The 21,848-nt window shown below is 39.3% G+C and carries 13 protein-coding genes, 4 tRNA genes, 1 rRNA gene and 1 pseudogene; 5 read left to right on the plus strand and 14 right to left on the minus strand.

Going from position 1 to position 21,848, the window contains the following annotated elements; translation table 11 throughout:
- Positions 1–194: 194 nt before the first annotated feature.
- Positions 195–3,081 (minus strand): 23S ribosomal RNA (locus tag HPB14_RS04780).
- 760 nt (positions 3,082–3,841) lie between these two features.
- On the opposite strand from HPB14_RS04780, the gene HPB14_RS07755 reads away from it, so the two are divergent.
- From HPB14_RS07755 to HPB14_RS04795, 4 genes and pseudogenes are all read left to right on the plus strand, one after another.
- On the plus strand, positions 3,842–4,369 hold the full coding sequence (locus HPB14_RS07755; RefSeq protein ID WP_014658498.1) for a hypothetical protein: 528 nt from the start codon (positions 3,842–3,844) through the stop codon (positions 4,367–4,369).
- Positions 4,369–4,818: a hypothetical protein gene (locus tag HPB14_RS04785; RefSeq protein WP_014658499.1), complete on the plus strand. Its 450-nt coding sequence runs from the start codon at positions 4,369–4,371 to the stop codon at positions 4,816–4,818. The genes HPB14_RS07755 and HPB14_RS04785 overlap by 1 nt, the downstream gene beginning before the upstream one ends.
- A gap of 43 nt (positions 4,819–4,861) precedes the next feature.
- Positions 4,862–6,658: a DUF262 domain-containing protein gene (locus HPB14_RS04790; RefSeq protein WP_000421838.1), complete on the plus strand. Its 1,797-nt coding sequence runs from the start codon at positions 4,862–4,864 to the stop codon at positions 6,656–6,658.
- A 150-nt stretch (positions 6,659–6,808) separates the two neighbouring features.
- Positions 6,809–7,694 (plus strand): annotated as a pseudogene (locus HPB14_RS04795) (hypothetical protein).
- Between the two features lie 118 nt (positions 7,695–7,812).
- On the opposite strand, the gene speA reads toward HPB14_RS04795, so the two are convergent.
- Genes speA through metG form a run of 6 tightly spaced genes read right to left on the minus strand, consistent with a single transcriptional unit; the run spans position 7,813 to position 15,041 of the window.
- Positions 7,813–9,660, minus strand: a complete 1,848-nt coding sequence (speA, locus tag HPB14_RS04800) for an arginine decarboxylase (RefSeq protein ID WP_001158567.1) — start codon at positions 9,658–9,660, stop codon at positions 7,813–7,815.
- 14 nt (positions 9,661–9,674) lie between these two features.
- On the minus strand, positions 9,675–10,844 hold the full coding sequence (locus tag HPB14_RS04805) for a glycosyltransferase family 4 protein (RefSeq protein ID WP_000237297.1): 1,170 nt from the start codon (positions 10,842–10,844) through the stop codon (positions 9,675–9,677).
- 4 nt (positions 10,845–10,848) lie between these two features.
- Entirely contained in the window at positions 10,849–11,277 is a 429-nt protein-coding gene (locus HPB14_RS04810) for a hotdog domain-containing protein (protein WP_001158316.1), read from the minus strand.
- A gap of 14 nt (positions 11,278–11,291) precedes the next feature.
- A complete protein-coding gene (gene cmoB / locus HPB14_RS04815) occupies positions 11,292–12,077 on the minus strand; it encodes a tRNA 5-methoxyuridine(34)/uridine 5-oxyacetic acid(34) synthase CmoB (protein WP_000954430.1) in 786 nt (261 codons plus the stop codon).
- A gap of 3 nt (positions 12,078–12,080) precedes the next feature.
- Positions 12,081–13,088 carry a hypothetical protein gene (locus tag HPB14_RS04820; protein WP_001236554.1) on the minus strand — a complete coding sequence of 336 codons (1,008 nt, stop codon included), beginning with the start codon at positions 13,086–13,088 and terminating at the stop codon, positions 12,081–12,083.
- Positions 13,089–15,041 (minus strand): methionine--tRNA ligase, encoded by a 1,953-nt coding sequence (gene metG, locus HPB14_RS04825; protein ID WP_001172537.1) that lies wholly within the window; start codon positions 15,039–15,041, stop codon positions 13,089–13,091.
- A 168-nt stretch (positions 15,042–15,209) separates the two neighbouring features.
- Here metG and cfaS point away from each other — a divergent pair, with 168 nt between their 5' ends.
- Positions 15,210–16,379, plus strand: coding sequence for a cyclopropane fatty acid synthase (gene cfaS / locus HPB14_RS04830; RefSeq protein ID WP_000623800.1), 1,170 nt, complete (start codon positions 15,210–15,212; stop codon positions 16,377–16,379).
- Positions 16,380–16,381: 2 nt separating this feature from the next.
- Here cfaS and HPB14_RS04835 read toward each other — a convergent pair whose 3' ends face one another.
- The 7 genes from HPB14_RS04835 to guaA form a co-directional block, all read right to left on the minus strand.
- Positions 16,382–18,229 (minus strand): mechanosensitive ion channel family protein, encoded by a 1,848-nt coding sequence (locus tag HPB14_RS04835; protein WP_229018055.1) that lies wholly within the window; start codon positions 18,227–18,229, stop codon positions 16,382–16,384.
- Between the two features lie 621 nt (positions 18,230–18,850).
- Positions 18,851–18,927 (minus strand) — tRNA-Arg (locus tag HPB14_RS04845).
- A gap of 17 nt (positions 18,928–18,944) precedes the next feature.
- Positions 18,945–19,021 (minus strand) — tRNA-Arg (locus HPB14_RS04850).
- Between the two features lie 60 nt (positions 19,022–19,081).
- Positions 19,082–19,158 (minus strand) — tRNA-His (locus HPB14_RS04855).
- Positions 19,159–19,225: 67 nt separating this feature from the next.
- Positions 19,226–19,303, minus strand: a tRNA-Pro gene (locus tag HPB14_RS04860).
- Positions 19,304–19,487: 184 nt separating this feature from the next.
- Positions 19,488–20,237: an HpaA2 protein gene (gene hpaA2, locus HPB14_RS04865; RefSeq protein ID WP_000715733.1), complete on the minus strand. Its 750-nt coding sequence runs from the start codon at positions 20,235–20,237 to the stop codon at positions 19,488–19,490.
- A gap of 83 nt (positions 20,238–20,320) precedes the next feature.
- A complete protein-coding gene (gene guaA, locus HPB14_RS04870; protein ID WP_000604689.1) occupies positions 20,321–21,847 on the minus strand; it encodes a glutamine-hydrolyzing GMP synthase in 1,527 nt (508 codons plus the stop codon).
- Between the last annotated feature and the right edge of the window lies 1 nt (position 21,848).

Raw genomic sequence — 21,848 nt, forward strand, 5'->3', positions numbered from 1 at the left:
TTCTCTTTAATAGGGAGCTGTTTTTCAACAAAGAAGATTGTTAATAACCTTTAACTTTAAAAAGAATGGATAGTCTCTCATTCCTCATTAAAGTTTAATCCTATAAAAGTCTTTATAAAACTCCAACTCTCTTACACTCAGTAAGGCAGTGGTAACTTATTCGCACTCTATTGTCGTTATCTTATCAAAAAGCAAAAAACAAGCCAAACGCTCTATTAGTAGTAGTCAGCTAAACGCATTACTGCGCTCACACATCTACCCTATCAAGCACATAGTCTTTGTGCGAGCTTCAGGGAAAGTTCATCTTGGAGTTGGCTTCCTGCTTAGATGCTTTCAGCAGTTATCACATCCGTGTGTAGCTACCCAGCGATGCTCTTGGCAGAACAACTGGTGCACCAGTGACACGTCCATCCCGGTCCTCTCGTACTAGGGACAGCTCTCCTCAACTTTCCTACGCCCACGGCAGATAGGGACCGAACTGTCTCACGACGTTCTGAACCCAGCTCGCGTACCGCTTTAAATGGCGAACAGCCATACCCTTGGGACCTGCTCCAGCCCCAGGATGCGATGAGCCGACATCGAGGTGCCAAACCTCCCCGTCGATGTGAGCTCTTGGGGGAGATCAGCCTGTTATCCCCGGGGTACCTTTTATCCTTTGAGCGATGGCCCTTCCACACAGAACCACCGGATCACTATGACCGACTTTCGTCTCTGCTTGACTTGTATGTCTTACAGTCAGGCTGGCTTGTGCCATTACACTCAACTTGCGATTTCCAACCGCAATGAGCCAACCTTTGCAAGCCTCCGTTACTTTTTAGGAGGCGACCGCCCCAGTCAAACTACCCACCAAGCATTGTCCTGCCTGTGGATAACACAGGCCAGTTAGCTAACAGAAACATCAAGGGTGGTATCTCAAGGATGGCTCCATAAGAGCCAAAGCCCTTACTTCAAAGCCTCCCACCTATCCTGCGCATGATATTCCCATTAGCAGTGCTAAGTTGTAGTAAAGGTCCACGGGGTCTTTCCGTCTTGCCGCGGGTAGGAGGAATTTTCACCTCCACTACAATTTCACTGAATCTCTGGTTGAGACAGCTCCCATCTCGTTACGCCATTCATGCAGGTCGGTATTTAACCGACAAGGAATTTCGCTACCTTAGGACCGTTATAGTTACGGCCGCCGTTTACTCGGGCTTCAATTCAACGCTTCATCTTGCGACTGACGCATCCTCTTAACCTTCGAGCACCGGGCAGGCGTCACACCTTATACTTCCTCTTACGAGTTGGCAAAGTGCTGTGTTTTTGGTAAACAGTCGGGAGGGACTCTTTGCTGAGACCGCATTGCTGCGGCACACCTTATCGCGAACTTACGGTGCTAGTTTGCAGAGTTCCTTAACCAGAGTTCTTTCACGCGCCTTAGAATACTCATCTCATCTACCTGTGTCGGTTTGCGGTACGGACGACTATGGATATGCTTAGAGGCTTTTCTTGGCACGACGGTATCAGCGATTCTCCCTTTGTCCTAAAAGGACTCAAAGAGCCTGTTTGGGTTTCAAATACAGAGGTGGATTTGCCTTCCCTCCAATCTACGCCCTTAGACTAGCGCTTCCATCAGCTAGCTCGCTTAACCCTATGCGTCCCCCCATCACGCTCCATAGTCGGTATTGGAATATTAACCAATTTGCCATCACCTACCCCTTTCGGACTCGGCTTAGGACCCGACTAACCCTACGATGACGACCATCGCGTAGGAAACCTTAGATTTACGGCGGATACAATTCTCATATATCTTATCGTTACTCATTCCTGCATGCTCACTTCATACCGCTCCAGCACTCCTTACCGGTATACCTTCAACGCTGGTATGAACGCTCTTCTACCACTGTGTTTAATACAATCTACAAATTCGGTGTCTATCTTAGCCCCGTTATATTTTCAGCGCATGACCACTAGACCAGTGAGCTGTTACGCTTTCTTTAAAGGATGGCTGCTTCTAAGCCAACCTCCTGGTTGTTTGAGTAGCCACACATCTTTTTCCACTCAGAATAGAACTTAGGGACCTTATTTGGTAGTCTGGGTTGTTCCCCTTTTGACGATTGATTTTATCACCCACCGCCTGACTCCCAAGATACGATAAAAGGTATTCGAAGTTTGATAGGGTTTGGTACCGCGGCGAGCAGCCCTAGCCCAATCAGGGCTCTACCCCCTTTTATTATCACTTGAGGCTATACCTAAATATATTTCGAAGAGAACCAGCTATCACTAAGTTTGTTTGGCCTTTCACCCCTATCCACAGCTCATCCCAACCCGTTTCAATGGGTACGAGTTCAGTCCTCCACGCGCTATTACACGCGTTTCAACTTGGCCATGGATAGATCACTTAGCTTCGGGTCTGCAGCATCTGACTTGTTCGCCCTATTAAGACTCGCTTTCGCTACGGCTTCGCATTCGCTTAACCTTGCCAGATACCACAACTCGCAGGATCATTATGCAAAAGGCAGTCCATCACCCTGATAAATCATAGGGCTCTGAATGATTGTAAGCAGATGGTTTCAGGTTCTATTTCACTCCGCTCACTGCGGTTCTTTTCACCTTTCCCTCACGGTACTTGTTCGCTATCGCTCAAAGAGTAGTATTTAGGGTTGGAGAGTGGTCTCCCCGGCTTCAACCTGGATTCCTCGTGTCCTGGCCTACTCTGGATACTGCTACCTAAGAACGCCTTGTCGCATACAAGGCTATCACTTTCTATGGCTTACCTTTCCAGGTAACTCTGCTAAAGCGTTCTCTTGGACGTTGCAGTCCTCAACCCCGAATGCAAGCACTCGGTTTGCCCTTTTCCCCGTTCGCTCGCCACTACTTAGGGAATCTCGTTGATTTCTTTTCCTCTAGTTACTGAGATGTTTCACTTCACTAGGTTCGCTCTCTAAATTAGAGTAACTAATATCTCTATTAGTTGGGTTACCCCATTCGGACATCTACGCATCAAAGCTCCTTGACAGCTCCGCATAGCTTATCGCAGTCTAGTACGTCCTTCATCGCCTCTCTTTGGCAAGGCATCCGCCATCTGCTCTTAAAAGCTTGTTTTAAATTTTAAAATATCCTTTAAAACCCGCCCTTTTATAATGAATAACGACAATTGCACGAATATTCTTCAGCGCTACCACTGCCTTAATGAATATAAGACAGAGTTATTGTAGTTTTACTTTACTTTTACATAGGCTATTAACAATATTAAATCAAATAACTTCGTTTTTCTTTAAAAACCCGCTATAATCACTCTTAATATTAAACCCTTTAAGAAGACTAAAAATGCTTGATCCCTAATCTTTTTTAATGCTCAAGTTTTACTAGCTGACGGGCTTTATATTTAAAGCTTTTAGCTTTTACAACTTGCTTGAGTGGTTTCAAATTAAAGAACTTTTTAAAGCTTGTCTTTAAAAACGAAATGTAATTATAGACATGCAATGCTTAAAGTTTGCTTAAAGTTTTGAGAGTTTGGAAGAAAATTTAGAGTTTGAAAGGAATTTTAAAGTTTGAAAGAAAATTTAGAGTTTGAAAGAAAATTGAGAGTTGGAAAGGAATTTTAGAGTTTGGAAGGAATGGATAAAAGTTATTGGAAATGATTGGGGAGTGATTGGAATTAGGGGGTAGCAAAATAAAGCTTTAAGATAAAAACACATTATTATAAAATAAGATAAAAACACATCATCATTAAATCAAATCAAACACATCATAAAATTAAATAAAATGCATCATTAAAAAATAAATACGCATCATTAACCATTGATTAAATACCACTAGATACAACACTCCAAGTCATCTTTTTTTCAAAAAAGGGGTAGAAATGGCATTCAATCATTCAATCATTCAATCATTCAATCATTCAATCATTCAATCATTCAATCATTCAATCATTCAATCATTCAATCATTCAATCATTCAATCATTCAATCATTCAATCATTCAATCATTCAATCATTCAAGCAATCAATCAATCATTCTATCAATCAATCATTCTATCATTCTATCATTCTATCATTCTATCATTCTATCATTCTATCATTCTATCATTCTATCATTCTATCATTCTATCATTCTATCAAGCAATCAAGCAATCAAGCAATCAAGCAATCAAGCAATCAAGCAATCAAGCAATCAAGCAATCAAGCAACGCTACCATAACTTTTATCGCTTTTACAAAAACCTATTTAAAAATCCCCTATTTTTTATTATTCCCCCTTTCATTAACCCTTTTATTCCCTCTTTTATTCCCCCTTGCATTAACCCGCACCACATTTTTAAAAAATTTGATTCCATAAGCCCCATTTTTAAACCAGTGGGGCTTACAGAGTTAAATTCAAAGGAGAAATGATGGCTCAGTTAGAAGATTTAAAAGTGCATGAAAAATACAATTTGTTGTTGTGCTTATTCAAAAGCGATTATTACAACGATCCAACAAATACGGATTTAGAAGGCAAGCCTTTCAAACAAGCTTGTGAGGAATGCACTTTGACTTTTTTTCGCCCAAGAAGGGATGAAGTGGCTCAAGAAGAGGATTTTCAAAAGGTGCGTAAAGCGGATTATGCTGTTGCTATTGTGTATGAGAAATCAACTAAAGAAGCTATAGTCCAACGGAGCGTTTTTGCCCTAAAGATTGACCATGACACTATCGGGACTGATGAAGAGGGAGCGTTAAAGGTTGAGGGCGTTTGCGCTCAAAAAGGGAGCCAAGAATACGAAGAATTAGTCAATAAAAACACTTGGCACTTCACGCACAGCACAAGACTTGGACAACCAAAATTGATTGAGCGAAAAAATTAAGGGGTTATGGGTTCTTAACCCATAAACTTATGAAAGGATTTTAATGGAATTGTTAAATTTAGACGGAGTGATTGAAAAAGGCGTGTTTGAAATCCCCAGCTATCAAAGGGGGTATGCATGGCAGGAAAGGCAATTGAAGGATTTTTGGAACGATTTAGAGCATGTCTCTAAGCTGGGAAACAAATTCCATTACATGCACAGCCTAACCTTAAGAGGGCTTGAAAATGAGCTTGAATATAGCGCTTTTGAAATCATAGACGGCCAGCAACGATTGGCTACAAGCCTGATTTTACTGAGCCTTTTAGCCAAAACCACTAAACATAAAGACCCAAAGTATTATTCAATGAATCTCGAACCCGTTCTGTCCTATAAGTATTATGGTTTGAGTGAAGCTTTTGGGGCGATCATGGGAGAAGAAAAAGATTTAGAAAGGTTTCAAACTTCTTTTTACGCTAAAAATTTGATTGACACTTGTGTGGTTTTTAAAGAAAAAATCAGCGATACGCCTATGGAAACGCTTGAAAAAATGTTTGACGCTCTCACTAAAAAAATGCTTTTTAGCGTGGTGGAATTGAACGATAACCGAATCGATCCGTTCAGCTCTTTTGAAACGATCAACAATCGTGGCAAGGATCTATCCACTTTAGAATTGTTAAAAAACCGCTTGCATTTTGTGGTGCACAAGATTTGCGATGAAGAAGATTTAGAAAATCTTCAACAAGAGATCAATGACACCTACACCAGGATTTATCACGATTTGAGATTCTTTAAAGACGATCATTTAGAGAGTTTTTTAAAGCATTTCGTGGAGTATTATTATGGCGAGAAAAGGGATTTTAAAAGGAGGTTATTGGAAATGGAGTTTAACGCTCATAAAAGATATACCCATAACACACCCTTTAGCGATGAATATGACAAAATAGACGAGCTGTTATTTTATCTTTCTTATTCTTCTAAGGTTTGGTATTTCTTGCACACGCTTGATGATGAAGAGCTTAGGATTGAAATCACGCCTAAAACGCTCATCTTGTTAGAAAAAATGCGGCGCTTAAACGCTTTGAGCGATAACGCTTTTCTGCCCTTATTGCTCTCTCTTTTAACCATACAGCTTGTTGGAAGGAGTGGCGATGAACAGCATTACACGACCAAAGAGTTGGAAGACCTATTAGAATATTTAGAGCGTTTTGGGTTTTTAATCTGTGGGGTTACTGGCAAGAATACGGCTAAAAAAGAATGGATTAGATTAGCCTTCAAAGCGATTCAAGCGTGTAGATTTTGGGGAGATAAAATAACCATTGAAGATCTTCCAACGCTAGAAAAAGATTTTTTCAAGGGAGATCATAGTGGCTTAAAACTGCTTGAGAATAATATTAATTTTAATAATGCTAAAAAATGGTATGAGTGGAAAAATGCACTGAATTACTTGCTTTATGAATACGAGCTATACCATAACCCTGAAACGACTCTGAATTTTGATAGCAGTATAGAAAGCATTGAGCATATCTTGCCCCAAAAACCCGATCAAGGCTATAGCACTAAAGAAAAAGATTGGGCTAAAAACCCCCATATCGTGCATGCTTTAGGGAACTTGCTCTTAATTGCTAAAAACGCTAACAGCTCTTTAAGCAACAAGCCTTTTGAGGAAAAAAGAAAGGCATACCTTAAAGGCTCTTATAGTGAAAAAGAAGTGGCTAAAAACGCTTCTTTTGGGGTTGTAGAGATTCAAGAAAGGAGCGAAAAATTATTAGACTTTTTAATCATGCGTTATAACATCGCTGAATTGGTAGGTGAAAGCGCCATTAAAGCTTTTAAAAACGCTCTTTTGAAAGAGATCAAATGAAGCGATCACTCAAAAATAAGGGGGCGTTTGAAAAGTGCTTCACCCCACCACAAGGAGGAACAAGCCATGCCAAAAAGATAAAAAACATTAAAAAACATTGAATGACCGATTATAGCGGAATTTAAAACAAATTTTACCAAGGAGTATTTTATGGGTTTTCAAAATGAAAATCAGTTAAAAGTAGGGGCGTTAGTCAAAGCCACGATCAACGACAAAGTGGTGGAGACTAAAGTCATTAATATTTGGGTTTAATCGTGTAACCTTAAGGAGTCAAAAAGGCAACGAAGCCACTTACGCTTTCAATAGCGATAAGTTCTTAAAATGGTTCAATAAAGTTCCATTGACCGAGCATATGAGACTTCACGCTGAAAACGATAAATCGGATATTTTAGATGGCGTTAAAGTGGTAACTAGCGGACCAAGTGTTAAGGACAGGACTTCTACTCCTAAAGAGCCTAAAGAGGATAAGTATAAACTCTCTTTTGGTTTTGAGGAAAAAAGCGAGTCTAGTTTCTCGGTGGTAGCTAAAGATTATTTCTTTACTGATAGAAAAAGTAGGATTGGTGCGTTATTAACCCCTATGTTTTATCAAGGAAAAGGACATCAAGCGTCTGCTATCATTCTTACCGCTTTATCGTGTGCGGAGGGCTTAAATAAGCATAGCGACCTTGAGTGGGCTAAAATGCTTGAAAATCGTAATTTGGAAAATTGTTATTACGACACTTTTGATAATATGAATTTAGGTAATCTTACCCTTTTCTGTAAGCTTATTAAGTTGTATGCGAGGGGCGAGATGGCGGAGGCACAAGATTTAGGAGGTATTTGGGCTGAAATGTTACCTACTAATAAAGAGGAGGCGTTGTTTATCGCTCAACTCTTATGCGATGGTGGTATCAATAAGTATAATCTCTCATGTGCGGGTTTAACTAAAAACCTGTTAAACGATTTCACGCCTTATATGGGGCTTATGGATCAAGAGTCGCTTGATGAGTTTCTTGCTAAAGAAAACGAGTTGGCTGAAAGTTTAGAAAGCTAACCGCACCCCCCCCTCCCCCCTTGTGGGGTGGCTCTCTTTTTTTAATCTCTTTTCTTTTTTAATCTTTAATTTTCTTGTATCATAAGCGTTATAATTGATTTATAACGATTAAAGTCGTTTAAGAAATCGTGCGCAGATACCCGTTTTCGCTCAGCATGACATACAAGCGCCCCATGATTTCTTTCTTTTCTTCCATGTCTAGTTGGTTGTTGTCTTCAATTTTTTGTTTTAAAAGGCGCTCGATCTCCTTAGTGTCATAGTCCAAATCGTCTAGCACGTCTAAAATCGTTTGGGCTTCACAAATATCTTCCACTTCATAATCGCCTTTTTCATCAAAAACCACGCTAAATTCTGTAGGGTGCGTGAATAAATTGTGCTTCATGCCTAAAACTTCTTGATACGCTCCCACCAAAAAGAACGCTAAAAAGTATTCTTCTTCATCTATATCTATATCGTGCAAAAACAAGGGCTTCGTGGAATCAAAAGCGATTTCCCCATCGCTATCGCAAGTAATATCCCACAAGCTCGCGCTCCTGGTGGGCTTTTCATCTAATTTATTCAAGGGCATGACCGGGAAATTCTGTCTCAAGCCCCAATAATCCGGCAAGCTTTGGAAAAACGAGCAATTCAATAAATAGCGCTCTTGGACCTGCTCTTGAATGCGTAAAATATCGTTGTGATCCTTAACATAAAGCAACTGCACCGCTTTTTTGACGATCAAATGGGCTAAAACTTCAGTGTTGCTCCTGTCAATCAAATCAATATAGCCCAGATCAAAAAGCGTGAATAGCGACTCGGTGTGATCAAAACTATCATGCAAGTATTCAATGGCATTTTTTTCATTGATATTAGCGAGCAAGTCTAGCATTTCATCAATCAAGGGGGGGTTATTATTTTCTTTGATTTTTAGGGATTTTTCATTGTATTCATGCGAAAACAATTCTAATACCGGGGCCACTAAAACGGCATGGTTAGCGGAAATATAACGGCCTGATTCAATGAAAATATCCGGCTCGATTTCTTGCTTATTTTTCACAATTTCCCTCAATAAAAACACCACATCAGCGCTGAATTCTTCTAAAGTGTAGTTCTTGTCTTGGTGGTGCTTGTGCTGGGTGTATTCTACGGCTAACCCCCCTCCAATATTCACGCTATTAAGATTTTTAGCGCCCATTTTACGCAATTCTGCATACAAGTTTCCCGCTTCTCTTAAAGCCTTTTTTAAGGGCGAAATATCGCTGATTTGAGAGCCTATATGAAAATGTATCATGTGGAAATGCTCTAGTAAGTCGTTTTCTTCTAAAAGGCGCATCGCTTCTAAAACTTCAGTGCTGCTAAGGCCAAATTTAGAATTGATCCCCCCACTCTTTGCCCAAACACCAGTGCCAGCACTGTGCAAACGGATACGAATGCCAATTTTAGGGCATGCTACAAAATCGTTTTGTTTAGCCACGGCGATAATGGTTTTTAATTCATTCAAACCCTCAATTGTTAAAGTGATCTCATGCTGCATGCTTTTAGCGATAAAGCCAAGCTCAATCATTTCCTTGTCTTTAAAGCCATTCACGGTGATAGGGGCCGTGGGGTTCGTGTAGCTCATCGCAATGATGAGTTCGGATTTGCTCCCGGCCTCTAACCCGTAATTCAAACCCTTAGCCCCTTGCACTAAAGGCAAAACAAACGAGGGCATTTGATTGACCTTTAAAGGGAAAACCGCCTTAAAAGCCCCGCTGTATTGATACTCTTTAATCGCTGAAGAAAACGCATCAAACAGGCTTTTGATTTGTTTTTGCACCAAATGGGGGAATCGCACCAACAAAGGCCCTCTATATCCCTTATCGCGCACGCTTTGAACGATTTCTAAAAGCGAGGGGTTTTTGCCATGACAAACTTTAACCAAGCCTTTTTCTATCTTAAATTCGTTATTGCTCCAAAATTTAATCCCATAATCATGGACTTCTTGCATTTTCTATCCTTTTATCACGATAAGGTTTTAAAGAGGTTGGGGTTGTTTTTAAAATCTTTGATCGCTTCTTCATAAACCTTTTCAATTTGAATGACTGAATTTTCTAAAGTGTAGTTTAGAGCGCTTTTAGCGTATTCGTTTTGCATTCTTTCTCTTTCAAGCTTGTTTTCTAACCACCAATCTATTTTAGCGCTCAAATCTTTAGCGTTATTAGGCTCAAATAACGATCGTTCATCTAGCGCGAATTGCCTGGTCGCGCTTAAAGGGCTATTGGCGATAACAGGCACAATCCCCACGCTAATAGCCTCTAAACACGCAATCGCTTCGCTCTCCACATTGGCTGTGTGCACATAAAGGGTGCAAGTTTTTAAAATCTCTAACAATTCATTGGAATTGACAAACCCAAACTCCGTTTTTACGCCTAGTTTTTGGGCTAGAAGTTTGATTTTTTTCTCATCAGGCCCTTTGCCTTTGAGTAATAATACAATGTCTTGTTTGTATCGGCTTAAAGCAACCGCTTTGATTAAAACGCTTTGGTTTTTTTCATTAGAATAGCGCCCTACCATAGCGATTTTAAAGGGCGTGGTGTCAAAAAGGCTTTTTTGCGGGTGTTCAAATCTAAACATGGGATCAAAGCCGTTAGAAATAGCGTATTTTTTCCCTCCATAGTTGTATTTTTCTAATTCTTCTACAATGAATTTTGATGGGCAATGGATATGGTGGATATAGCGGTAATGCGAAGATTTAAACCATGAAAAAAGCATCATGTTAAACCAAGAAAATTGCCCCAATTTCATGTTGTAAGAAATATGCTCTGGCTGTAAATGGAAAGAGCCAATGTAAGGCACTCGCATTTCTCGCGCGATTTTTACGGCTGTTTTTTCTAGCAAAAAAGGCAAGTAAGTATGGATCATATCCGCTCCCTTAAAAGCCTTTCTTAAGATTTTTTCATCCGGTTTAGCAAAAAGGATGTGTTGTTTGTGTGAGATTTCTGTAACTAGGGGGATATAGCGCTCTTTAAGGTTGTAATACCCTTCTTCTTCACTCCCTAAATTATCCACATGGGGGGCAACCACTCTCATCACATGCCCTCTTTTTTTCAGCGCTTCAAAAAAACGAAACGCTGTCATAGAAGTGCCATTACTGGTGTCTTTAAAGCTATCCACGACTAAAACAATAACCATTTAACTACTCTTCTTTAAAATTGAATTTAAAAGGCTTTTTATCAAACACCACGATTTCTATCATTCCCTCTAAAACCTGAATGTCTAACACAAACGCCTCTATTTTTATTTCAGCTTTTTTCACGCCATCTTGAATCACTTGCGCTTTAATGAGCGCTTCTTGATTCAATTCTAGGGGGGCATAAAAATTGATGTTATTAGAAACCACCACGCTGTGCCTTTTATTCAACGCGCACAAGGCCGCATAATTGCACGCAATAAGCACAAACCCGGCATGCACAAAATTTTCTTCATACACCATGCTTTCATTGCCCTTGAAACGCGCATGGGCTATATCTTTTTCTAAAACGACTAGTTCAGTGCCAACGCTTGGTTTGAAATTCTTACAAGTCTCTAAAGAGTCATAATCCACACGAACGACTGATTCTTGCACTATTTAATCCTTTATTAAAGCTTGCTTGGTTTAAGCATTTTAAAATACCCCCTTAAAGGAGCGTCATACCCCTCTAAAGTTTTAGAGTGATCCGTTTTATCCAAAAAATCTTCCAAACTTTGCCCCAAAATAAAATCCGTTTTACGCTGTTCTTTAGGCGTGGTCTTTGAAACGCTAAGAATCTCAAAATTTTCAAACCCCACCCTTTCACACCACCCTTTTAAAGCGCTAACGCTAGGGATAAAATAAACATTTTTCATTTTAGCGTAAGTTTTTTTAGGGCAAAGAGCGATGTCTAGGGGCGAATCAATAATAAGTGTATCCAACACTAGCTCCCCTTTTATCTTTAAAGCATGATACAAGGCTTTTAAAGCTTCTAGCGGGCTTTTCCTGTGGTATAGCACCCCTAAGCAAAAAATGACATCAAAAGCGTTAGGGTATTTTTCATGCAGATCCTCTACCCCCAAAGACTCGTAAATGATTTTTTTTTCTTTATCAAAAAAGGGGGCTAAAAATTCAAATTGTTTTTTGACTAAAACGCCCGGATCAAACCCCACCAAGCTTTTAGGCTTATATTCTAGCATCTTAAACAAGTAATAGCCGTTATTGCAACCCACATCAGCCACTATTTTGTCTTTTAAAGGAGTGGCGTTTTTGACTAGATCCCATTTAATGGAGCTATCCCATTCGCTATCAATCTTGATTTGAGAAATTTCAAAAGGGCCTTTACGCCATGGCCTTAACGCCATGATTTCTTCTAAAAGGGTTTTTGGATTAATTTTATCGTTACAAGTGAGCATGACTTACCATAGCGTGGGGGTTTTTTTAAAAAGGGGGGGGTTTAAAAGGGATTCTAAATGATGAGAGCTAATCCCATAAATAAAAGCGAAATTAAACGCTAAATTTTTTAATTGCTCTTTTAAGTTGTTTTGGGTGGTGTAACAATAAGGGTTGGTTTTTTTAAAGAAAGCCGCGCTGTTTTTACGACAAAACACGACAATTTTCCCCCACGATAAAGTCTCAAGGGCTTTTTGAAGCATCATTTCAAACAATTCTTTTGAAGTCTCAGCGACAACCACCCTTGCCGTTGCGCCATAGGGGGCTATTTCTAAATTTTTATTCACAAAAAAGGGTTTGCAATGATCTAGTGGGTATTCTTTTTTGCCTAAAAGATTCAAATCAAATTCAATTTGTAATTTCTCGCACAATTGAATCACCCTTTTTAAAGGCTCTAAAAAGATGCATGGCATTTTGAATTCGTATTCTTGTTTTTCATAGACTAAAGCGCTGCAAAAAAAGGATTGGTTGAGAATGATTAAACGGCTTTCTTTTAAATCTTCTTTCAAGCGCTCTTGCTTATAAAACAAATGGAGCCACTCCAATTTATCAAAAAAGGCTATTTTACACCCCTCTATAATGAACAAATCTTCAAGGCTCTCTTTCAAGCACCACACAAATCCGCTCACCATGATTTTAGAAGCGATCTCTAATTCTATGGGGCTTAACAGCACCCCGACCACGCGCTCATTCAACAAGCAAAATTTAAACAAATGATTCAAAGAATGCTCTATATCTTTAAGCTTGATCCATGCCACATCCCTATCGCTTAAAGGATATTCTCCTGTGTATAAGATCCCATAAGCCCCTAACTCTAAAGCTTTAGGAATGAGCGTGTGATCTTTAGCGGCAAATAAAGAGCCTTTTTGGACTTTGCTTAAAGACAAAACAATAGAATTAAAATAGCTGATTGAGGGCGTGTTTTGCAATTCGCCCAAACTCAATTCTACGGCTTCATTCACCCCTAATCGCATTTAGCTGATCAAACTTCCTGCAATTTTTTCTCTGGTAGGGCTGATTAAAGCCAGATTATCGCTATCTCGCACCGCTAAAATCATGCCCTCACTCATTTCGCCCATAAGCTTTGCGGGTTTTAAATTAGCCACCACGCACACCATTTGCCCCACCAAACTTTCAGGCTCATAATCCAAAGCGATCCCTGAGATAATCTGCCTCAAACGATTTTCGCCTAAATCCACTTTTAAACGCAGTAATTTATTGGACTTTTCAATCCTTTGAGCTTCTTTGATAAGCCCCACTTTAATCTCTACTTTTTTGAAATCCTCAATGCCGATATAGTTTTCTTGTTTTGGTGGGGCTTTTTCTTTTCTATCTTTTTTTTCTTTTTCGTTTTTTTCTGGTGAGGCTTCTCCCGCTTTTTCAGCCTTTTCAATTTTCTCCATTTTGGAAAATAAAGGTTCGGTGTCTTGTAAAATCATATCTTGTAATTTTTTAGCTTTAAAAAAGCGTTCGTAATTATTGGGCGTGATTTCTGTGTTGAAAGCATTCGCTAATTTCATAGCGCTCTTTGGCATGAACGCATAGAGTAAGAAGCTTGATTGCAACAGCGCGTTTGCGATCAAACTCAATAAGGCTTCTAGTTTTTCTGATTCGTTGTTTTTGTGCAAAACCCATGGCTCTTCTTTAGCGATGAGTTTGTTTAAAAAATCATAAACGTTAAACAATTCCTCTAAAGCTTTATGCAATTGCATTTTAGGCACAAAAGAATTAGCGTTATCTAAAATTTGATGCGCTTTTTCTAGCTCTTTAGAATAATAAGCGGTGATTTTGGCACTTTTTAGAGAATAATTGAAATATTTTTTAGCCATGCCTAACAAACGATTCAATAAATTCCCTAAATCGTTATTCAAATTCGCGTTGATCCTTTCTATTAACGCTTTTTTAGAAAAATCCCCATCTTGCCCAAAAGGCACTTCACGCAATAAAAAATAGCGTAATTCTTCAATCCCATACTCCATAGCGATTTTTTGAGCGTTTAAAACATTACCCAAGCTCTTACTCATTTTCACGCCCTCTATCGTCCACCACCCATGCACGCAAAGCTGTTTGAATAAGGGCAAATTCAAACTCATCAAAAAGGCTGGCCAATAGATGGCATGGAAGCGCAAAATATCCTTACCCACAATATGCCTAGCGCGTTCAAAATGCACCATTTTATTGTCTAAATCGTTCAAATACCCTAACGCGCTCGCATAATTCAATAAAGCGTCCAGCCAAACATACACCACATGTTTAGGATCGTTCATTTTTTTAGGCAAAGGAATGCCCCATTCAAAGCTCGTGCGCGTGATAGACAGATCCAATAAACCCTGCTCAATAAAAGAAGTTACCTCATTTTTACGATAAATAGGCAAAATCGCTTCAGGATTTTTAGCGTAAAAATCCAATAAAGGCTTTTCATACGCGCTCAATCTGAAAAAATAGCTCTCTTCTTCTAAAAGCGCAGTCTCCCTCAAGCAATCAGGGCATAAGACTTTATCACTCGTGTTGTCCGCTTTAGAGATCGCGCAATAACTCTCACAGCTCACGCAATAATACCCACTATAAGTGCCTTTATAAATATCCCCTTTTTCAAACATGATTTCAAAGGCGTTTTGCACGCATTTTTGATGCTCGCTGTCTGTGGTGCGGATAAAACCATCATAATCCAAATTGAAAAAATCCCACTGGTTTTTAAAAATCGCGCTAATGCTATCGGCGTAAGCTTTGGGGCTTTGATTCCTCAACCTCGCGCTTTGTTCGATCTTTTGCCCATGCTCATCGGTGCCGGTTAAAAAAAAGACTTCTTCGCCTTGGAGCGTGTAATACTTCTTTAAAGTGTCCGCAATCAAAGTCGTATAAGCATGGCCAATATGAGGGATGTCATTCACATAATAAATGGGGGTTGTGATCAGTGATTTTTGCATCTTTATAATCGTGTTACCTTAAATTTGTTTAAATCTCTTAATTTTAACATGCTTTTAAAAATTTAGAGAATAGAGGTTGAATTTATGCTTATTCATGGGGTGTTTTTAGCTTAAAATTCATTATAATTGACGCTCAAAAAATTGAAAAATGAGTTCAAGGAATTACAGATGATTTCAAAATTTTTGCTCAAAAGCATGTTCAAGCAGTGGAAAAACGGCGATTATCAGGTCGTTTTTTGGGACAATAGCGTTTATAGGAATGGCGAACATTCGCCTAAATTCACCCTTAAAATCCATCGCCCCCTAAAATTTAGCGATATTAAAAAAGACATGTCTTTGACGATTGCTGAGGCTTATATGGACGGCGTGATTGATATTGAAGGCTCTATGGATGAGGTGATGCATTCTTTGTATTTGCAAACCAATTATGAGCATTTGCACAAACATGATAACGCTAAAGCTATCCAAAAACCCATCAAAGAAAGCTCCAACATTTCTAAACATTACGATCTAGGGAATGACTTTTATTCTATCTGGCTAGATGAAACCTTAAGCTATTCATGCGCGTATTTCAAAAAGGACGATGACACCCTCCATGCCGCCCAGCTCCAAAAATTAGATCACACTTTAAAAAAACTCCACCTAAAGCCTGGCGAAAAACTGCTGGATATAGGCTGTGGCTGGGGCTATCTCTCTGTAAAAGCTGCGCAAGAATACGGGGCGGAAGTGATGGGGATCACCATTTCTAGCGAGCAATACAAACAGGCTAACAAACGAGTCCAAGAGTTAGGATTAGAGGATAAAGTAACGATCAAATTATTGAATTACCAGGATTTAGACGGGCGTTTATACCGCTTTGATAAAGTGGTGAGCGTGGGCATGTTTGAGCATGTGGGTAAGGATAATTTGCCCTTTTATTTCAAAAAAGTTAAAGAAGTGTTGAAAACGGGCGGGATGTTTTTGCTCCATTCCATTTTATGCTGTTTTGAAGGCAAGACTAACGCATGGGTGGATAAATACATCTTTCCAGGCGGTTATTTGCCCTCTTTAAGAGAAGTGATGAGCGTGATGAGCGAATGCGACTTCCACTTGCTCATGGCTGAAAGCTTACGCATCCATTACGCTAAGACTTTAGACATTTGGCGAGACAACTTCAACCACAACCTAGACCAAGTGAAAAGACTCGGCTATGACGAACGCTTTATCCGCATGTGGGATCTGTATTTAAGGACTTGTGCATCGGCTTTCAGGGTGGGGAGCGCGGATTTATTCCAATTGCTTTTAACCAACAGCGTGGATAACACTTTCCCCTTAACCAAAGAATACATCTACCAATAATTTCAGATTTTAGCCCCTTCTTTCAGGCTAACTTCTGGCAAACTCTCCACATACAAACTCTGTGATGGGAAAGCAAAACTCAAATGGTGCTTTTCTACGATCCCCATGATTTTTAGCATCACGTCTTCTTTGACTTCTAGCCACTCTTCCCAAACCACCGTCTTAGAAAAACAATACACCAAAATATTAATAGAGCTGTCCGCAAACTGATCTAAAAAGACAAACAGATTGTTTTTATACCCTAAAAAATCGTCAATAGAGACAATATCTTTTTTAAACATGTAGCGGTAATCGCTCGCATTTTGCAAAGCACTATCGGCTCCATTGGCGATTTTAGGGTGGTTTTCTAGCATTTCTTTAATGTCTTTCACGCAAAGCTGTAAAGCGCTTTGACTGGAGCTATAGGTTAAGCCTATTTCCATTTTAATACGCCTTCCCACTTTACGCCGGCTCCAATTCCTGATGGGTTTTCCGGCTAATTCTGAATTAGGCACGGACAAAAGAGCGTTATCAAAGGCTCTGATCGTGGTGCGTCTTAACCCCATTTCCACCACCGTGCCCTCCACTTCACCGCACACGATCCAATCCCCTTGAGAAAACGAATTGTCTAACAATAAAATGACCGAAGCAAAGAAATTCGCCAACACATCTTTAACCGCCAAAGCCACCGCTAACCCCCCAATCCCTAAAGAAGCGATGATGGCTGAAACGTTAAACCCTAGTTGTTTCAAAACCCCTAAAAGCGCGACAATGAAGATCAAAAAATACACGACTTTTAAGATCAAGTTGATCACTTCTTTTCTAAAATTGTGCGTGCTTTTGGTAGCCATATTCGTAACTAACGCTTCCCCATAGCCTTTAAAGAGTGCTATCACTAACCATGCTAAAAGCATGATATACACCGCACCCACCCACATAGAAACTTTAGGAGGCGATGCGTTAGGGTAGTAGAAAATATCTAAAGCCACATCGCAACTAAATAAGGCTAAAAAGACAGAAACCGGCGAAACAATGCTGCTTTGCACATTGACATGCATTTTTTTATTGCGCTGCATGATTTCAAAAATACGATCTAACAATAAGGCTAAAAGCCAAGTGATCAATTTCCTTAAACCCAGCAATAAGGCTAAAATCGTCAAAGCCAGCACGATTTTACTCACTTGCAAGCTATGGGTTGTGAAAGGCAAAACCTTGCTGATTTTGTTTAACACAAAATCCATATTCACTTCCATGATCAAGTTTTTAGGAAGCACTTCTTTAGGGTGGTTTTTAATGTAACGCAAGACTTCGGTGTAAGTGTTCAAACGCAATTCATAATCGCTAAACATCTGCTCTAATTCATGCATTTTGACATTGCCTAAATTTTTAGGGAAAGTGTAGAGTTTGAATTGCCCTAAACGCAAAAGAAAAGCATCGCTGATACTTTCCACATCTTTTTGTTCGCTAAAAATATCAATACTGCTCCTGATTTTATCTATAAAACGATACAAAATTTCATCTATCAACAAAATATCTAAAGACAATCTATCTTTCATGAAAGTGTAGAAATCATCGCCCTTAATGCTTTTAGACAAACGCTTTTTGATTTTTTCCTGTTCTTTTAAATTTTGGTTTATATCAATCCCGATCTTATCCCTTTCATTCAACACTTTAGAAGTCAAACTTTTAATCAAATCATTCTTTTGGGTGTTATACAGAGAGACTTCAGCACTTCTTTCAGGGTTTTTTTTGTAAGTTTCAATGACTTGATTGAGCTGGTTGATTTGATTGAAAATCAAAAACAAATCCACCGCATCTGTTTCATGCTCTTCAACCGCTCTCAAAGGATTTAAAAAGAGCGATAATACCAATACCCACCACAATAATAAACGCATGCAAAACCCCACTCAAACAAGATAAAATCTTTCTCATAATTTCTAGCGATTATACCAAAAATTAGAAACGCTTCGCCCCATAAAGTTACCCATGCAATTTGAAAACGCTTTTTATTTATCCCTAAAAAGCGGGCTTTAGCTCAATTGTGAGTCTCTTTTCAGATCGCTATATTGCTTGATGCGATGCTTTGAGTATTTTTACATTTTATGATTGAAATTCAATTAAAAACGGAGCCTTAATTTTTAACAAGTCTTGCTTTATTTAATATTTTTATAGTAGGATTTTGCATAGGCCGTAGTCAAAAAGCTTTCCCTGTTCGGTGCGATAAAGTCACGGATAATGTGCATGTCTTTTATTCTTACATGTTTCACTTTTTAGGTTTTTATAACCGCTTTTATTGAATGTTTTCATATAAGATCTATGTTTTAGAGATTTCCAACTCTATCTCTTGTCATTGGGCTATTTTGATGATCAATCTTTAGAAGAAAGAACCATAAAAATGTAGTATCCTATGCCTATAAGAAAAACAAGAATTAAGAAAATGAGTAATCCCCACTCTAAAGAATCCATAACTCCTCTTTAAAGAATGTCAAAAGTGGTGCGCTTGGCAGGACTCGAACCTGCGACCTACGGCTTAGAAGGCTGTTGCTCTATCCAGCTGAGCTACAAGCGCATGGTATTGGTGTTAGGTGGTGCGCCCGAAGGGAGTCGAACCCCTAACCCCCAGATCCGAAGTCTGGTGCTCTATCCAATTGAGCTACGAACGCTTACAATTCAAATAAAGGAATGACTAACATAAAACTTGGTAAAACGCTTATTTAATGAGATGGGGTGGAAGATGGGAATTGAACCCACGACCCTCAGGACCACAATCTGATGCTCTAACCGACTGAGCTACTCCCACCATTCAACGAAAGGAAGCGACATTTTACCAAAGAATCTTAAACAGAACAACAAATTACGCAAAAAAGTGGTCGGGGCGAAAGGATTCGAACCTTCGACCCCTTGGTCCCAAACCAAGTGCGCTAACCAGACTGCGCTACGCCCCGAAATTTTCACATGAAGCGTTATTATAACTGAATTTTTTGATTTTTGAGCGTAATTTTTCAAAAATGCCGCTAAAATCAAAAGTGGCACTCAAAAATTGTATTAATTCCAACTCCCCCACCCTTTTAAAAGCTGCTTTTTTAAAAACAGCTCTCAATGATTTTTGAGCTTTTTGTTTCTAAAAAACTACTTTCGCTTTTTCATCTCGCTAGAAACTTTTTCATAATGTTCCATGTGTTTTTTGCTTAACTCTTTGGTGATCTGCACCATCACTTTGTGATAAGCTTGATTCATGATCTTTCTAATGGCTTGATCATGGTCGGTTTCTTTAATCTTATGCACAAAAGTTTTGGGGACAAAACCTCCAGAATTGGTGCGCCGCAACTCCACTCTTTCAATCACAGCTTTAAGCTTTGAAACATCAATACCAAAACTATGGATGATATCTTCACTTTTTGGCTCAACAAAATTCAAGTTCAAATACCCTGAAGACATGTCTATCACTCTTTCTTCGCTAAGCGCATCGCTCTCTTCTACAATATCTTCTAAGATAGCCACATTCCCATCCATGCGTAAAACGAGCAACGCTTTTTCTTTGATGTCTTGAGGGATTTCGCTAGCATCTTTAAATTGTGAAACGCTATAGCCTTTTCTCTCTAAAAAACTACTCAGTTGGAGGAATAAAGACTTCTCAAACTCTTTTTGATAATTTTCAGGGATAACTTTATTAGTCTCTATCTTAGGATCGATTAAGACAACTAAATGGCCGTTTTTAGGCTCTTGTTTGCCTTTAATAGGATAGTGGAAATGCAAATCCACGGACTCACCCATATTATTGTGCTGCTGCTTCATAGGCATTCCATCAGCTAGAGCCGTATAAAACGCCCCACTCGCTAATAACGATCCTAAAACGATTGCTAAACTACCTTTTTTCATTAAATTCCTTTCTTTCTTTTTCTTTAAAATCAATTCCTAATCTTACCCAAAAAATCCCACTTTTAGCGCTATTTTTAAGATAATCATTCCCATTCAATCGTTCCTGGTGGTTTAGAGGTAATATCATACACCACCCTATTGATACCATTCACTTCATTAGTGATGCGGTTAGAAACCTTTTCTAAAAAAGAATGCTCTAAAAAAGAAAAGCTCGCTGTCATGCCATCGCTCGCATTCACCGCTCTTAAGCAAATAGCGTTTTCATAAGTGCGATTATCCCCCATAACCCCCACAGAATTGACATTCAATAGCACGCAAAAAGCTTGCCAAACCTTGTCATACAAATGGGCTTTTTTAAGCTCCTCTATAAAAATAGCATCCGCTTCTTGCAAGCATTTGATTTTATCCTCACTAACCTCGCCTAAAATCCTTACAGCAAGCCCAGGCCCTGGAAAAGGGTGGCGCATTAAAAAATCCTGGCTAACGCCCAATTCCTTACCCAACAAACGCACCTCATCTTTAAACAATTCCCTTAAAGGCTCTATGAGTTTAAAATCCATCCATTCAGGCAGTCCGCCCACATTATGGTGGGTTTTGATCACCTTTGAAGGCCCTTTAACGCTCACGGATTCAATCACATCAGGGTATAAAGTGCCTTGGGCTAAAAATTCAATTTTGCCTTTTAAATGGTGCTTTTTGGCTTCTTTTTCAAACACTTCAATAAAGGTTTCGCCGATGATTTTTCGCTTCAATTCAGGCTCGCTCACGCCCTTTAATTTAGACAAAAAGATTTCTTTAGCATCTATCGTGTTTAAAGGGATTTGCAAGTCTTTAAACATCGCTTGCACTCTTTCTTTTTCATTTTTACGCAACAAGCCATGATCTACAAAAACAGCGATCAAATTATCCTTAATGGCTCTGTATAATAGCGTAGCGACCACCGTAGAATCCACGCCCCCACTCACCGCGCACAAAACCTTAGCGTTAGCAATTTTTTCTTTCAATCGCGCGATTTCTCTTTGAGCGAAATGCTGCATCCCCCAAGTTTTTTCACAGCCGCAAACCAAAAGGGCAAAATTTTCTAAAATCTTACCCCCTTCTTCGCTTTGAATGACTTCTGGGTGGAATTGCAAGCCAAAAATCTTGCCGTTTTCAATCGCGCAATGGGGGGAATTAGGGCTTTTTGCAAGGGTAGTAAAGCCTTTAGGCAGTTCTATGACTTTATCCATATGACTCATCCACACAAGGCTTTTAATCTTCACGCCTTCAAAAATCACGGAATTTTGAGCGATTTCTAAAACAGCCTTACCAAATTCTTGCTCATTCGCACAAGCCACCACGCCCCCAAAAAAATCCACCAAATACTGCATGCCGTAGCAAATCCCTAAAATCGGCACATTCAAATCAAAGATTTTCTCGTTAGGCTTGTAAGCGTCTTTAGCATACACGCTCGCTGGCCCCCCACTCAAAATCAAACCTTTAGGGGCTTTTTTTTGAATGTTTTCTATGCTTTCAAAAAAAGGGACTATTTCTGTATAAATCCCGCTCTCTCTCAATCTTCTAGCAATCAGCTGTGTGTATTGGCTCCCAAAATCTAATACTAAAATCATC

It is taken from the genome of Helicobacter pylori HUP-B14 (assembly GCF_000259235.1).
GTDB lineage: Bacteria > Campylobacterota > Campylobacteria > Campylobacterales > Helicobacteraceae > Helicobacter > Helicobacter pylori_CU.

Bases quoted from the DNA above. Each gene is read 5' to 3' on its own strand.
- HPB14_RS07755 (WP_014658498.1), top strand. From the start codon at position 3,842: ATGGCATTCAATCATTCAATCATTCAATCATTCAATCATTCAATCATT.
- HPB14_RS04785 (WP_014658499.1), top strand. From the start codon at position 4,369: ATGGCTCAGTTAGAAGATTTAAAAGTGCATGAAAAATACAATTTGTTG.
- HPB14_RS04790 (WP_000421838.1), top strand. From the start codon at position 4,862: ATGGAATTGTTAAATTTAGACGGAGTGATTGAAAAAGGCGTGTTTGAA.
- speA (WP_001158567.1), bottom strand. From the start codon at position 9,660: ATGCAAGAAGTCCATGATTATGGGATTAAATTTTGGAGCAATAACGAA.
- HPB14_RS04805 (WP_000237297.1), bottom strand. From the start codon at position 10,844: ATGGTTATTGTTTTAGTCGTGGATAGCTTTAAAGACACCAGTAATGGC.
- cmoB (WP_000954430.1), bottom strand. From the start codon at position 12,077: ATGCTCACTTGTAACGATAAAATTAATCCAAAAACCCTTTTAGAAGAA.
- HPB14_RS04820 (WP_001236554.1), bottom strand. From the start codon at position 13,088: ATGCGATTAGGGGTGAATGAAGCCGTAGAATTGAGTTTGGGCGAATTG.
- metG (WP_001172537.1), bottom strand. From the start codon at position 15,041: ATGCAAAAATCACTGATCACAACCCCCATTTATTATGTGAATGACATC.
- cfaS (WP_000623800.1), top strand. From the start codon at position 15,210: ATGATTTCAAAATTTTTGCTCAAAAGCATGTTCAAGCAGTGGAAAAAC.
- hpaA2 (WP_000715733.1), bottom strand. From the start codon at position 20,237: ATGAAAAAAGGTAGTTTAGCAATCGTTTTAGGATCGTTATTAGCGAGT.
- guaA (WP_000604689.1), bottom strand. From the start codon at position 21,847: ATGATTTTAGTATTAGATTTTGGGAGCCAATACACACAGCTGATTGCT.